Raw genomic sequence first — 13,323 nt, forward strand, 5'->3', positions numbered from 1 at the left:
CGGAGGGCTGCGGACACCGGACCGCCGCGGGCCAGGAACGTGGTCGAGGGCGAGGCCACTCCCGCGCCCAGCCGGGCGGTCCGCGGTTCCGCGAAAACGCCGGAAACGACCGTTCCGGCCAGCGTAATGGCTCGCCCGGGACCAGTGCCGACGGCTCCCCAGGGCGCAGGTGCCGGGAAGACGGACCCGGCCACCCTGCCCGGGACGGAAGAGTCAGCGCGGCGGGCGCGGGCCAACGCTCCTGTCGCAAGTTCTGAAACGGGTTCTAATCTTGGCGTTTAACCTCGTAGGTCACCCGACCTGCTGATCTGCGGTTCTTCCCGGGACAGCGGAGGCGGCCGTCCTCCACGCTTCGAGATGTCGAGTCACGAAGTACAAGAGAACGGCCGCTGCCATGAGTCTCCCGGTCCACGCGCCCGCGGGCGAGGCGTTCGACGTCTTGTCCCGCTTTCGGGTCGAGTTCTACGAGTGCCTTTACGCCCGCGCGGATGCGCTCTTCGAGCTCACGGACGCAGTGCTGTGTGCGGACGGGCCGGTGAAGACGCTGGTCGAGTTGTCGCTGGCGGTTGAGCACCGGCGCGGGCACGGGGCGATGTACGCGGCGTTGGACCGGGGCTGGCTGGAGCCGGCGCGGTTGCGGCGCGCGCTGGCGGGCCTGCCGCTGCCGAGGGCGGCCGACGGGCGGATCGTGCTGGCCGTGGACGTGAGCAACTGGCTCCGCCCAGATGCCCCGACCAGCGCGGACCGGCTGTTCTGCCACGTCTACGGACGCGGTGCCCGCAGCAGGGATCAGTTCGTGCCGGGCTGGCCGTATTCCTTCGTCGCCGCTCTGGAGACCGGCCGGACCTCCTGGGTCGCGTTGCTGGACGCCGTGCGCCTGGGGCCGGCGGACGACGCGACCGCCGTCACCGCTGCCCAACTACGCGATGTCGTCGACCGGTTGGTCCACACCCAGCAGTGGCGGGCGGGTGATCCGGAGATCTGGATCGTCATGGACTCCGGCTACGACGTCGCCTACCTCTCCCATGCTCTGGCGGACCTTCCCGTAGTCCTGGTCGGACGCCTGCGCTCGGACCGCGTTATGTTCCGTGACCCCGGCCCTGCCCGCTCTAGGCCGAAGGGTGGACGGCCGCGTCGGCACGGCGGCGTCCTGACCTTCGCCAAGCCCGACAGCTGGCACGAACCCGAGGTCACCACGGTCACGGACACCATCCGCTACGGCAAGGCCGAGGCGATGGCCTGGGACCGGATGCATCCCCGGCTCACCCACAGGGGCCCCTGGCTGAACCACGCGAAAGAGTAACTGCCCATCCTGCACGGCACATTGGTGCGGCTGCAGATCGAGCGCCTGCCGGGCGACCGCGACCCGAAACCGGTCTGGCTGTGGTGCTCGGCCACCGCCGCCACACCGGCGGACGTGGAGCGCTGGTGGCAGTCCTTCCTGCGCAGGTTCGATCTTGAGCACACCTTCCGGCTCATGAAACAGACCCTCGGCTGGACGGCCCCGAAGGTCCGCCACGCGGACACCGCCGACCTGTGGACCTGGCTCATCCTCGCCGCCCACACCCAGCTCCGCCTCGCGCGGCCCCTCGCCGAGGACCTCCGCCGCCCCTGGGAACGACCGGCCGAGCCCCGCCGACTCACCCCCGCCCGGGTGCGCCGGGGGTTTCGCAACGTCCGCGCGACCACGGCCCGCCCGGCGGCCGCACCAAAACCGTCCCGGCCGGGCCCGGGACGGCCTGCAGGCTCGAAGAACAAACACCGGGCCAGGCACCACGACGTCGGCAAGACGCTTAAACGCGCCGAGTCAATCAAGGAACACCAAGCCCGCCGAGGATAAACGCCAAGCTAATACCCGTGGACGCGGCCGGACGGCACCCCACAGTCCGGGCACGGCACCGGATCATCCGGTGTCCGGGCCCGCACCAAGATCCGCTCTCCTTCGTCGACCACTTCCTCGACAGTCAGGGGAGTCAAACCCGAAAACACCGTCCTCACAAAGGAGTTGTCATCGCGCACACGATGGCCAACGACCCCCACAACCCTCCGTCACCACCGAATGTAAGACAGAGCCGTTAACTCTACAGATCCGCCTCCTCTCAGCAAGCAAGGTCAGGTGTCACCTGTCCCTGCAGCAGTCCGCCGGTTGACGCCCATCGAGTACGAACTGACCATGTTCGAGGCGTCAGCAGTCACCGGTAGTTCGTTAGACACGGCGGTGGAGAGATGCCGTGTCCGGTGGTGACCGTGTCGATCAGGGTCTGGAGCTCGGCGGGTGGGTCCTTGTCCGTCCAGGCTCGCCACCAGCGGTTGAGGGTGGTGGCCGGGGTGAGCCGGGAGCGGACCGAGCGTAAGGCCCGGGGCCAACAGGGCAGTTGGGGCAGGTGGGGTTCGATTGGTCCCCCTCTCTGGTGGCCGGTCGTCGGGGCGTGGGTCCGACGCAGAAGGGTCCAAGGGGCCGGGTAAGGCGAACCACTGGTCCCAGCAGAGGGAGAAAGCGCAGTGCATGCACCAAGGCTTGGTGGTGCGGATGGCGGTATCGGAGCGTACTCGGAAGTCGGCGCAGCCCAGTTCGTCCTTGAACTGTTTGTAGCTCTGGGCGGATGGAGGCTGGTGGCGGTGTGCGGTACGTCAGGATGGGGCAGGTTGGTCGACAAGTGCCAGGTGGCGTTCGGCGGCAGCGTGGCCGGGTCGGTGCCTGTCAATTTCGGTGAGACACGTCAGGCTGCGGGTTCTTCCTGATGCTTCTCCTTGGCGGGTTGGTTGATCCAGGCCGCCTTCGGGAGGCGGGGTGGCGTCGGTCTTCGGCGGAACCGGTGCGGGTTGGTGGCGTAGGCGTCGGCCAGGACGTCGGCCCGCCGGGCTCGGATCGTGACTGCGGTGCCGTCGTGGACGGATGCGGGGGTGTGCAGTCCGATGCCGGAGTGCCGGTGGACGGTGTTGTAGTAGGTGAAAAACCGCTGGCAGAAGGCGCGGGCGTCGGCCAGTGAGCCGAACCGGTCGGGGAAGACCGGGCAGTACTTCAGGGTCTTGAAGTTTGCTTCCGAGTACGGATTGTCATTGGACACGCGTGGCCGTGAGTGCGAGCGGACGATGTTCAGATCGACGAGCAGCTGGGCGACTGGCTTGGAGGTCATCGAGGTGCCCCGGTCGGCGTGGACCACGTCCGGGACGACCCCGCCGTTGGCGCGGAAGGCGTCTTCGATGAACTCCTTGGCCAGTGCGGCCGATTCGCGCGGCACGACGAGCCAGTGGACCGCTTTGCGGGAGTAGATGTCGAGCATCACGAACAGGTCGTAGTACATCCCGCGGTCGGGGCCCTTGAGCTTGGTGGCGTCCCAGGTCCACACCTGGCTCGGGCCGGTGGCCACCAGCTCGGGCTTGGTCCTGGGCGGGTGGGCGGCCTGCGCGCGGCGCTCGCGGACCTCACCGTGCTCACGCAGCAGCCGGTACATCGTGGACACCGAGCACAGGTAGGTGCCCTCGTCCAGCAGGGTGGCCCAGATCTGCGCGGGGGACTTGTCCACGAACCGCTGCGAGCGCAGCACGCTCAGTACCCGTGCCTGTTCCAGCTCGGACAGGGCCGCCGGGTGCGTTGCCGGCGGCCGGCGCGGCCCGGCCACGCGGGGCTTGGGGTGGCGCTGCCGGTAGACGGTGGCCCGCGAGCGGCCGGTCAGCTCGCAGGCCGGCTTGATCCCGACGACCGACTCCAGGGCGGCGAACGCCTCGGTGATCACTTCCTCCGCTTGGGCTCGGAGTCCTCGCTCTCGGAGAGCAGTTCCAAGAGCTCGTGTGCTTTTCCCAGGATGGCCAGCGCCTTCTGGGACTTGGCCAGCTCTGCGGCCAGCTTCTCGTTCTCCCCCCGCAGCCGCTCGGCTTCCTTCTCGGCCGCGCTCTTGCCCGTCGGTCCGGACGGCCTGGCGGCCAGCGCATCCAGTGCGCCCGCGTCCCGGGCGGTCCTCCAGTCGATGATGTGCGAGTGGTACAACCCCTCACGGCGCAGAAGCGCGCCCTTCGCGCCCGGCTCGGTCAGCCGCTCGTACTCCTCCACGATCCGCAGCTTGTACTCCGCGGTGAAGGTCCGCCGCTTCGGCCCGCCCGCGCGGGGACCGCGCTTCTTCTTGCCCACGACCTCATCATCGGCCACACCGGCCAGGAGATCGGCATTGCTCAGCGTCACGCTCGAAAGATCCTGTTCTCGCCCTACTAACAACAGAAGACTCGATTGTCCTCATGTCTCACGAGAGTCTGACAGGGAGTGGATCGGGGAAATGGCCGGGCTGTGATACGGACAGCCTCCCAACGTGATCGACGAACATGCGGACGCGGCCTGGGAACGAGAACTCGACGACCTCTTCCTCTGCATCGGCCACCGGTTTGGCCGTGCCGACCTGCGGCGCCGGATGCGGGACTATGTGCGGGGCCTGCTCGCCCCTGTCGGCCGCAAGAACGGCTGGCAACTGGCCGAGTTCGCCGGGCATCGCACCCCCGATGGCCTCCAGCGGTTGCTGAATGGAGCAACCTGGAACGCCGCCGACGTCCGCGACGACCTGCAGTCATATGTCGCCAGGCACCTCGGCGATGACGGCGGGGTGCTCGTCATCGATGACACCGGCTTCATCAAGAAGGGCACCACCTCGGCCGGAGTGCAGCGCCAATACTCCGGCACCGCCGGCCGCACCGAGAACTGCCAGATCGGTGTCTTCGCCGCCTACGCCACCAGCACCGGACGGGCGTTGGTGGACCGGGAGCTGTACTTGCCCAGGTCGTGGACGGACGACCGCGAGCGCTGCCGGGCGGCGAAAGTCCCCGACGAACGCGGCTTCGCCACCAAGGGAGAGCTGGCCAAGCGCCTCGTACTGCGTGCCCTGGCCTCCGATCTCCCCCTCGCCTGGGTGGCCGCGGACGCCGCCTACGGGCAAGAGGGACGCTTCCGCCGTCTGCTGGAGCAGTCCGGTCTCGGCTATGTGCTCGCAGTGCCCAAGTCCCAGCAGGTCTTCGGCCCGCGCATCGACCACCTCTTCGCTCAGGCCCCCGTGGAGGCATGGGAGCCGATCTCGTGCGGCGACGGGGCCAAGGGGCCGCGGCTCTACCACTGGGCGGCACTGGAATTGCCCACGGTGGCCGAGTTCGACTACCAGGGCGAGGTTCCCGTCCGTCGGCGGTGGGCACTGGCCCGCCGCAATCCCAGCAAGCCCGAGGAGATCGCGTATTTCCTCGCCTACGCCCCACGGGAGGCCGCGGTGGCCGACCTGGTGCGGATCGCCGGGATGCGCCGGCAGATCGAGGAGTGCTTCCAGGCCGCGAAGAACGAGTGCGGCCTGGACCAGTACGAGGTCCGCCGTTACATCGGCTGGTACCGGCACATCACCCTGGCCATGCTTGCCCATGCCTACCTCGCGGTCATGGCGGCCGACGCGGGAGCAAAGGGGGGTGCAGAAACGCTTCCGGCCCCCTGGCTCCGCTCACCGTGGCAGAAGTCCGGCGGCTCCTGGCGCCTCGCCTCACCGGCAACCGCCGACCCGACCGGTCGCTTCGCGCGCACATGCTGAACTGGTCACGCTGGCGCCGCAGGCGCCAGCTCGTCGCCCGCCACTGCCACTACCGGCGACGACTCCACTCGTTGGAGGGGCACTCCGGCAAGACCGCCCCTGACACACCACCAGCCCACTACACTCCGGACGACACCCCTGACCAGGCCAGATAGCGAAACGCTGCTGCAGTACTAGGGGCCATCGTCACAGATCACCGGTGCCAGCCCGGGTGGCGAGCTTGTCGTAGAAGACGGCCTGGCCATGGACGGGTACCGGGCTGGACTCCCGCTGCGCCGCTCCGCAGGTCGTCACCTTTTGAGCATTGCCTATACCAGTCAGACCACAGTATGGTCTGTGGCGTAACTGGTCTGCGAAAGAGTTGACCGAGAGGGAGTTCCTCCTGTGCGGGTGTCGCCGATCGTCTTCCCGGGCCCAGAGGCCCTGGGGCGCAAGCTGGCCGCGGAGATCGCCGTGGAAATCGAGGATGCCGCGCGAGCCGGGCGGCCGTATGTGCTCGGGTGTCCGGGCGGGCGCAGTGCCACCAGCACCTACCGGGGGCTGGCGGACGAGGTGGCCGCGCGGCGGCTGGACCTGGGGCACGTCGTCATCGTGATGATGGACGAGTACGTCGAGGCCACGCCACCGGGTTCGCACGGCCGGGAGTACCGCGCGATCGACTCCGGACTGCCCCACAGCTGCCTTCGCTTCGGGCGAGAGGAGATCGTGGGACGGATGAACGCCGCGGCGGGGCCTGGGCGGGGGATCGCGCCGGAGCGGCTGTGGGGGCCGGATCCGGCCGATCCCGAAGCCTATGACCGGCGGATCGCGGAGCTCGGCGGGATCGATCTGTTCCTGCTGGCCTCCGGGGCGGGCGATGGGCACATCGCTTTCAACCCGGCGGGCAGCCCGGCGGACTCGCGGACCAGGGTGGTCCCGCTGGGCGAACAGACCAGGACCGACAACCTGGCGACCTTCCCGACATTCGGCGGACTGGACGACGTTCCCCGCCACGGGGTCACGGTCGGCATCGGCACCATCCGCACCCAGTCCAAGCGGGTGGTGATGGTGGCCCACGGCAGCGACAAGGGCAAGGCGGCGGCGCGGCTCGCCCAGGCGGAAGGGTACGAGGCCGACTGGCCCGCCACCGTCTTCGCCGACTGCGCGCGCCCGCGGCTCTACCTCGACCAGGCGGCAGTGGCCGCCTCAGCGGCACTCACCTCGCTCTGAAGCCGCAGCGCACATCGGAATCCCAAGCTGAATCACCAAGAGATCCTGGAGGATCGATGGCTCGCGTCAAGATTGCCTACCTCGGTGGTGGCTCCTCGCGTGGAGCGGGGACCATGGCCTCCTTCATGCACCACGGCAAGGAGTTCGACGGCTCCGAGTTCGTGTTGATCGACCTCGATCAGGACCGGCTCGATGTGGTCCGGACCATCACCGAGAAGATGGCCCGCAACGCGGGCCTCGACATCACCATCAGCACCGCGACCGACCAGCGCGAGGGCCTGCGCGACGTCGACGCCGTGCTCAGCAGCTACCGTCCCGGCGGCTTCGAGGCCCGTGCGCTGGACGAGCGGATCCCGCTCAAGTACGGGGTCATCGGCCAGGAGACGCAGGGGCCGGGCGGCATGATGATGGCGTTGCGTTCGATCAACATCATCAAGGAGGTCTGCGCCAATCTGGCCGACGTCGCACCCCGCGCCCGGATCTTCAACTACACCAATCCGGTCAACATCGTCTCCCAGGCGGTCTCCGACTACACCGACATCCCGATCGTCTCCTTCTGCGAGGGCCCGATCGTCTTCCCGCCGGTCGTCGCCAAGGCCGCCGGGCTCGACCCGGACAAGCTCAAGGCCAACCTCGCCGGCGTCAACCACAACTGCTGGTCGAACGAGGCGACCTACGACGGACAGGACGCCTTCCCGATCCTGCGCGAGCGCTACGAGGCGCTGAAGGACAAGCCCACCGAGGACCGCAACGGCATGCGTGCGCTGCACCTGGCGGTGGCGATGGAGTCCATTCCTTCCGACTACTTCAACTACTACTACTTCAAGGACGAGATCCTGCGCGAGCGGCAGCTGGCCGCCAAGACCCGCTCCGAGGTCATCCTGGACTCGCTGCCCGACTACTGGGAGCACTACCGGGAGCAGGCCGCCTCCGACGCCCCGCAGTTGGAGAAGGACCGCTCGCGCGGCGGGATCCACGAGCTGGAGCTGGCCATCGAGGCGATCAGCGCGTTCTACAACGACGCCCCGGCGCGTCTGCCCTTCAACATCACCAACACCGGCGGCTGGCTGCCCGGATTCGAAGAGTCGACCGTCGTGGAGCTGTGGGGCACCGTGGACGGCACGGGCTTCCACCCCGAGGAGCAGAAGCCGCTGCCGCACTCGGTGCGCGGCATCGTCCAGCAGTTGGCCGAGTACCAGATCCTCACCGCCAAGGCGGCCTGGGAGGGCACCGCCGCGGACGCCGTCCGAGCCATGACGGCCAATCCGCTGGTGCCCTCGCTGCCGGTGGCCGAGGCGCTGTACGCCGAGCTGGCCACGGCGCAGCGGGCCTGGCTGCCGGAGCGTCTGCTGCCGTGACGCGGGCTCAGACGGCACGTCCCGCGTCCGCGCTCTACCTGGGCGTGGACGCGGGCAACAGCAAGACCGCGGCCCTGGTGTCCACCGCCTCCGGTGAGGTGGTGGGCGCCGGGCGTTCGGGGTGTGGGGACATCTACGGGGCGCCGACCCCCGAGGCGGCCGTGTCCGAAGTGCTGGCGGCGGTGCGGGCGGCCCTGGCCCAGGCCGGGGCGGAGCTCCGGGCCGTCCGGAGTGTGGCCTTCCGGCTGGCCGGGGTCGACTGGCCCGAGGACCAGGGCTACTGGGACGCGGCTCTGACGCGTCATTGTCCCGGCGTCCTGACCGGGCGCAGCATCCTCAACGACGGCTATGCCGCCATCCGGTGCGGCGATGCCCGCGGCGTCGGCATCTCGGTGACCGGCGGGACGTCGGGGGCGATCGCCGCCCGCGGGCCAGGCGGTGAGCTGTGGGACATGGGCTGGTGGGGCCAGTACGGCATGGGCGCCACGGGGCTGGCGAACGAGGCGTTCCGGGCGGTGTTCCTGGCCGAGTTGGGGCTCGGCCGGCCGACCGCCCTGACCGAAGCCCTGCTCGCGCACTACGGCAAGCCCACCGTGGCGGCCCTCAACCACTGGCTGACCCGCCGTGAGGCGCGTGCCTCGGGCCGCGAACGGACCAGTTGTGCGCGGGTGGTCGCGACGGTCGCCGCGGCGGGTGATCCGGCGGCCGTGGAGATCGTCCGGGCGCAAGGACGCCATCTGGCCCAGTACGCCGGGGTGGCCGCGCGGCGCACCGGACTGGCGCAGGCGGGAGGGCCGGTGAGTGTCGTGCTGTCGGGCTCGGTCCTGATGGCGGAGGGCTCTCCGGTCGCCGATGCGCTGTTCGCGGAACTGCCCGAGCACATCCCCGGAGCGGTGCTGCACCGCGGCTCCCTGCCACCGGTGGCAGGGGCGCTGCTGGACGCCCTCGCCGAGGGCGGGGTGGCGTTGGCGGACCCGGTGGTGGCCGACGCCGTGCTGGAGAAGGTGACGGGGAGCCTGCCGCCCCGGGAGTTCCTGGCCACGTGAGACGCGGCGCCCCGGCGCTCGCCGTCGGTGTCAGGGGCGCACCGGGCGGAACAGGTCGGCCTGGAAGCGGTAGGCATCGCTGCGGTAGACCATCCGGCCGGTCAGCACCAGCGAGCCGTCGTCGGAGTAGGTCAGCTCCTCGCCGATCAGCACCGGGTCGCCCGGCTCGATGTCCAGCAGTTCGGCGGTGGCCCGGTCGGCCGCCGCCGCGTGGACCGTGTAGGAGCTGCGGGCGATACGCAGCCCGCAATCCCGCTCCAAAGTCTCGTACAGGGAACGGTCGGTGAGGTCGATCTCGGCCAGCCGGGGTGCGAGGGCCAGGACCACCACGCTGGAGTCCACGCACACCGGCACTCCGTCCATGCGGCGCAGCCTCCGTAGTTCGAGGACCTGGGAGGCGGGAGCGACGGAGAGTTGCTCGGCCTCTTCGAAGGTGGCCGGGCGGGCGCGGCGGCGCAGCACCTCGGACTGCGGGCGCAGCCCGCGGGCGCGCGCCATCTCGGAGAAGCTCTGCAAGGTGCTCGGCGGTTCGCCGACGACGTTACGGCGGACGAACCAGCCGCGCTGCGAGGAGCGTTCCAGCCTGTTCTCCTCGGCCAGCCGGCCCAGCGCCAGGCGCAGGGTGGAGCGGCTGACTCCGAGATCCGCGGCGAGGTCCCGCTCCCCCGGCAACCGGCTTCCCGCTGCATAGACCCCGCGGCGCAACGCGTCGCTGAGTCGGCGGTAGGTCTGCGCAACGGCGGCCCCCGCCTTGGTGTCCTCCACGCTCGTCATGCCCATTACGTTACCAAGACTGGTCTGCCGAGTGGAGTAAACAAACCAGGTTCCTACATCTGGACTAAGTGGTCTGCTGCGTTTTAGGCTCGCCCGCATCCGGGCTTTCGGGACATCCCATCGAGGACAGGAGACACCGTGGTCTCGCACCGCAGAACTCGACGGATCGCCGGCGCACTGGCGCCATTGGCGGCCGGCCTGCTCGCCGGCTGTATGCCGGGCACCAATGGAAACAGCGCGGACAACTCCGCGAAACCAGGCGCGGTCGCCACCGATCCAGCCGCGATGGGCAAGGTCACGTTGCACGTACTGGACTACTTCACCGGCGACCCTGACAACGCCTGGATGAAGGACGTCGTCAAGGCATTCGAGAAGAAGTACCCCAACATCACCATCGAGCGGAACTCGCTGCCCTGGGACCAGGTGATGGCCGCCCTGCCGCTCAAGCTGAAGTCCGCCAACCCCCCGGACATCGTCCCGGCAAACAACGGCTGGCAGTCGCTGGGAACCCTCGTTCGCGGCGGGCTGGTGCTCAACCTGGACAACTACGCCAAGGCCTACGGATGGAAGCAGGCGTTTCCGCAGTCCATCCTGAGTGAGCACGAGTTCAGCCCCGACGGCAAGCAGATGGGCACCGGTTCGCTGTTCGGCGCCCCGGTCGCCCGTGCCTCACTGATCGAGGTCTACTACAACCGGGCCCTGCTCAAGAAGATCGGCGCCAGGGTCCCGCACAGCTACGCCGAATTCCAGGCCACTCTCGCCAAGGCCAAGGCGGGCGGCATCGCCCCCGTCACGGTGGGCACCTCGGACCAGGTCGGCATCACCATGCCGCTCTTCTCACTGATGGACGCCTTGGGCGCGCAGAGCAAGATCTCCGACTTCGTCTACTCGCACGACGATGCGAAGATCGCCCAGACCGGCTTCTCGCACGCGGTGTCCGCCTTCAAGCAGTGGGCCGACAAGGGCTACCTGGTCAAGGACTACGCCGGGACCGCCTCGGACGACGCTGCCCAGTCCTTCGTGAATGGAAAGGGCTTGTTCCACTTCAACTACTCGGGTTCGCTCCCGTTCAAACCGGGGCAATCCAAGGGCTTCGGTTCGTTCGTTCTGCCCCGCGCGGACGGCGGCAAGCCGGTGGCCACGGCCTCCTCCGCGACCAACTTCTCCATCGCCTCGAAGTCCAAGCACGCCGACGCCGCCGCGGCCTTCCTCCAGTTCGCGGCCAGTGAGCAGGCGGCCGAACTCGCCGTCCGGCACGGCACGATGCCACTGCTGCACCCGGATGTGAAGGCCCCCGCCGGGGACCCGCTGTTCAGCGATGATGTGGCCATTGCCCGGCAGATATCGACGGAGGGCACATCCGTGCCCTATCTGGACTGGACCACACCGACGATGCTGGACACCATCAACCGCGCCATGCAGAACACGCTGGCCGGAAAGTCCACGCCGAAAGCAGTGGTCACCGCCGCCGACGAGGATGCCACCGCCTTTGTGAAGGGCCTGGCGAGGTAGCCATGGCCACACTCAACGAAAGCCGCGCCTCCGAGGCCGTCGCCGTGACCGCGCCCGCCACCGCGACCGCGGGCGGCGAAGCCGTCCATCCCCCGCGGCGCACGAACCGCGCTCGGTCGTCCTCGCGCCGGCGCCGCCGCTGGCTGGGGCTTATGTATCTCGCCCCCGCACTGCTGATCTACGCCTGCGTGGTGCTGCTGCCGGCCGGGCAGGGGGTGCGGCTGTCCTTCTACCACTGGGATGGAATCACGGCGGCCACCTGGGCGGGAGTGGAGAACTACACCGACTTCTTCTCGGATCCGACGCTGCGTCAGGCGGTCGGCCACACCCTGTTCTTCATCGTCTTCTTCTCCCTCCTGCCGGTCACCCTGGGGATGGCGAGTGCGGCACTGACCGCACGCAAGGACACGCGCGGTGCCGGGGTCTACCGGTGGATCATCTTCCTTCCCCAGGTGCTCACCCCGGCCGTCGTCGCGGTGGTGTGGAAGCAGATCTACGCCCCGGACGGGCCCCTCAACAGCGTGCTCACCGCCTTCGGCCTGGACGGGCTGACCCGTGGCTGGCTGGGCGACTTCACCTGGGCGCTGCCCGCCCTCGGCCTGGCCGGAACCTGGGGGGCGTTCGGGCTGTGCATGGTGCTGTTCGCGGCCGGAGCGCAGAACATCCCGAACGAGCTCTACGACGCCGCGCGCATGGACGGGGCGGGTCCGGTACGGGAGTTCTTCACGGTGACCCTGCCGGGCCTGCGTGGACAGCTCGCCGTGGCGCTGACCCTCACCCTGCTCGGTGCGATCAGGGTCTTCGACATCGTCTGGCTCACCACCAAGGGAGGCCCGGGAACCTCCACCATCACCCCCACCGTGGTGCTCTACAAGAGGGCCTTCAGCAATCCGGACGTCGGCGCGGCCTGCGCCATCGGCGTGGTGCTGGCGGTGGTCGCGCTGATCGTGTCGCTGGCCGTGGTCAAGCTCTCCGAAAGTGACGACTGATGATCTCCACGCGGGAAAAGGTTTTCAACTACGCCTTTCTGACCCTGCTCGCCGCCGCGGTCCTCTTCCCGGTGATCTGGACCCTGGGCGTCGCGGTGAGCCCCGAGATCACCGGGACACTGGACTTCGGTCATATGCAGTGGTCCAACTTCACCGATGCCTGGCAGCAGGCCGGCCTCACGCAATATCTGAAGTCCAGCCTGATCATCACCGGTACGGCGGTGGCCGTCTCGACCGTGCTGGCGATCCTCAGCGGCTATGCCTTCGGAGTACTGGGGGTGGTGGGGGAAAAGCTGCTCTTTCCGCTGATGCTCTTCGGGATCATGATCCCCCTGGAGGCGATCGTCGTCCCGCTGTACTACGACTTCCAGTCGCAGGGACTGACCGACACCTACCAGGGCATCATCCTCGCGCATGTGGGCACCGGCGTGAGCTTCGGCGCGTTCTGGATGCGCGCGGCCTTCCGCACGGTGCCGTCCAGCATCGGCGAGTCGGCTCAGGTGGACGGCGCCGGCACCTGGAGCGCGCTGTGGCGGATCTATCTGCCGATCTCCCGGCCCGCGATCGTCACCTTTGTGCTGCTCAACTTCATGTGGACCTGGAACGACTACTTCCTCTCCCTGATCCTGGTCTCCGATCCGGCTCACCAACCGATGACGCTGGGCCTGGGCGCCTTCTCCGGCCGCTACCTGGTGCACGTCAACCTGCTTGCGGCGGCGGCGGTGCTGTTCTCCGTCCCGGTCGTGGGCCTGTACGTGTTCTGCCAGCGGCAGTTCATCCGCGGCATGCTCTCCGGCGCGGTCAAGGGCTGAGACACCGGTCTGCCACGAAACGTAATGAAACACCAAGGAATTTACCCCTTTACCGCGAATGGTTACTTGAT

At 68.7% G+C, this 13,323-nt stretch carries 10 protein-coding genes and 2 pseudogenes; 8 read left to right on the top strand and 4 right to left on the bottom strand.

Translation table 11 applies throughout. From position 1 onward, the window contains the following. The first annotated feature begins 394 nt into the window (after nucleotides 1–394). Nucleotides 395–1,840: pseudogene (locus CGL27_RS00105) on the top strand (NF041680 family putative transposase). A gap of 11 nt (nucleotides 1,841–1,851) precedes the next feature. Here the strand turns inward: CGL27_RS00105 and CGL27_RS51290 are convergent. The 3 genes and pseudogenes from CGL27_RS51290 to CGL27_RS53375 all read right to left on the bottom strand — a co-directional run. After that, nucleotides 1,852–2,019: pseudogene (locus CGL27_RS51290) on the bottom strand (ISL3 family transposase); the annotation flags it as partial. A gap of 701 nt (nucleotides 2,020–2,720) precedes the next feature. Continuing rightward, complete coding sequence (locus CGL27_RS00115; RefSeq protein ID WP_346345717.1) at nucleotides 2,721–3,737, bottom strand: IS3 family transposase; 1,017 nt, start codon at nucleotides 3,735–3,737, stop codon at nucleotides 2,721–2,723. Beyond that, nucleotides 3,734–4,180 carry a hypothetical protein gene (locus CGL27_RS53375; RefSeq protein WP_346345718.1) on the bottom strand — a complete coding sequence of 149 codons (447 nt, stop codon included), beginning with the start codon at nucleotides 4,178–4,180 and terminating at the stop codon, nucleotides 3,734–3,736. The genes CGL27_RS00115 and CGL27_RS53375 overlap by 4 nt, the downstream gene beginning before the upstream one ends. A 184-nt stretch (nucleotides 4,181–4,364) precedes the next feature. Between CGL27_RS53375 and CGL27_RS00120 the strand changes: the two genes are divergently transcribed. From CGL27_RS00120 to CGL27_RS00135, 4 genes are all read left to right on the top strand, one after another. Then, on the top strand, nucleotides 4,365–5,552 hold the full coding sequence (locus CGL27_RS00120; protein WP_119994167.1) for an IS701 family transposase: 1,188 nt from the start codon (nucleotides 4,365–4,367) through the stop codon (nucleotides 5,550–5,552). 384 nt (nucleotides 5,553–5,936) lie between these two features. Continuing rightward, a complete protein-coding gene (locus tag CGL27_RS00125; RefSeq protein WP_119983703.1) occupies nucleotides 5,937–6,761 on the top strand; it encodes a 6-phosphogluconolactonase in 825 nt (274 codons plus the stop codon). A gap of 56 nt (nucleotides 6,762–6,817) precedes the next feature. Beyond that, nucleotides 6,818–8,119, top strand: a complete 1,302-nt coding sequence (locus CGL27_RS00130; protein WP_119983704.1) for a glycoside hydrolase — start codon at nucleotides 6,818–6,820, stop codon at nucleotides 8,117–8,119. Continuing rightward, complete coding sequence (locus CGL27_RS00135; RefSeq protein WP_162952812.1) at nucleotides 8,116–9,165, top strand: BadF/BadG/BcrA/BcrD ATPase family protein; 1,050 nt, start codon at nucleotides 8,116–8,118, stop codon at nucleotides 9,163–9,165. Before CGL27_RS00130 ends, CGL27_RS00135 begins: the two co-directional genes overlap by 4 nt. Nucleotides 9,166–9,195: 30 nt before the next feature. Here the strand turns inward: CGL27_RS00135 and CGL27_RS00140 are convergent, their stop codons facing one another. Next, nucleotides 9,196–9,939, bottom strand: coding sequence for a GntR family transcriptional regulator (locus CGL27_RS00140; RefSeq protein WP_119983705.1), 744 nt, complete (start codon nucleotides 9,937–9,939; stop codon nucleotides 9,196–9,198). 138 nt (nucleotides 9,940–10,077) lie between these two features. Between CGL27_RS00140 and CGL27_RS00145 the strand changes: the two genes are divergently transcribed. Genes CGL27_RS00145 through CGL27_RS00155 form a run of 3 tightly spaced genes read left to right on the top strand, consistent with a single transcriptional unit; the run spans nucleotide 10,078 to nucleotide 13,252 of the window. Continuing rightward, nucleotides 10,078–11,451, top strand: coding sequence for an extracellular solute-binding protein (locus tag CGL27_RS00145; protein ID WP_162952813.1), 1,374 nt, complete (start codon nucleotides 10,078–10,080; stop codon nucleotides 11,449–11,451). 2 nt (nucleotides 11,452–11,453) lie between these two features. Beyond that, nucleotides 11,454–12,440 carry a sugar ABC transporter permease gene (locus tag CGL27_RS00150; RefSeq protein WP_119983707.1) on the top strand — a complete coding sequence of 329 codons (987 nt, stop codon included), beginning with the start codon at nucleotides 11,454–11,456 and terminating at the stop codon, nucleotides 12,438–12,440. Continuing rightward, nucleotides 12,440–13,252 carry a carbohydrate ABC transporter permease gene (locus CGL27_RS00155; protein WP_119983708.1) on the top strand — a complete coding sequence of 271 codons (813 nt, stop codon included), beginning with the start codon at nucleotides 12,440–12,442 and terminating at the stop codon, nucleotides 13,250–13,252. Before CGL27_RS00150 ends, CGL27_RS00155 begins: the two co-directional genes overlap by 1 nt. Nucleotides 13,253–13,323: the final 71 nt, after the last annotated feature.

The sequence above is a fragment of the Streptomyces sp. 11-1-2 genome, from assembly GCF_003595545.1.
GTDB classification, from domain to species: Bacteria; Actinomycetota; Actinomycetes; order Streptomycetales; family Streptomycetaceae; genus Streptomyces; species Streptomyces hygroscopicus_B.

What these genes read in the sequence shown, in the direction of transcription:
- CGL27_RS00130 (WP_119983704.1), top strand. Translation starts at nt 6,818, where the DNA reads ATGGCTCGCGTCAAGATTGCCTACCTCGGTGGTGGCTCCTCGCGTGGA.
- CGL27_RS00140 (WP_119983705.1), bottom strand. Translation starts at nt 9,939, where the DNA reads ATGACGAGCGTGGAGGACACCAAGGCGGGGGCCGCCGTTGCGCAGACC.
- CGL27_RS00150 (WP_119983707.1), top strand. Translation starts at nt 11,454, where the DNA reads ATGGCCACACTCAACGAAAGCCGCGCCTCCGAGGCCGTCGCCGTGACC.
- CGL27_RS00155 (WP_119983708.1), top strand. Translation starts at nt 12,440, where the DNA reads ATGATCTCCACGCGGGAAAAGGTTTTCAACTACGCCTTTCTGACCCTG.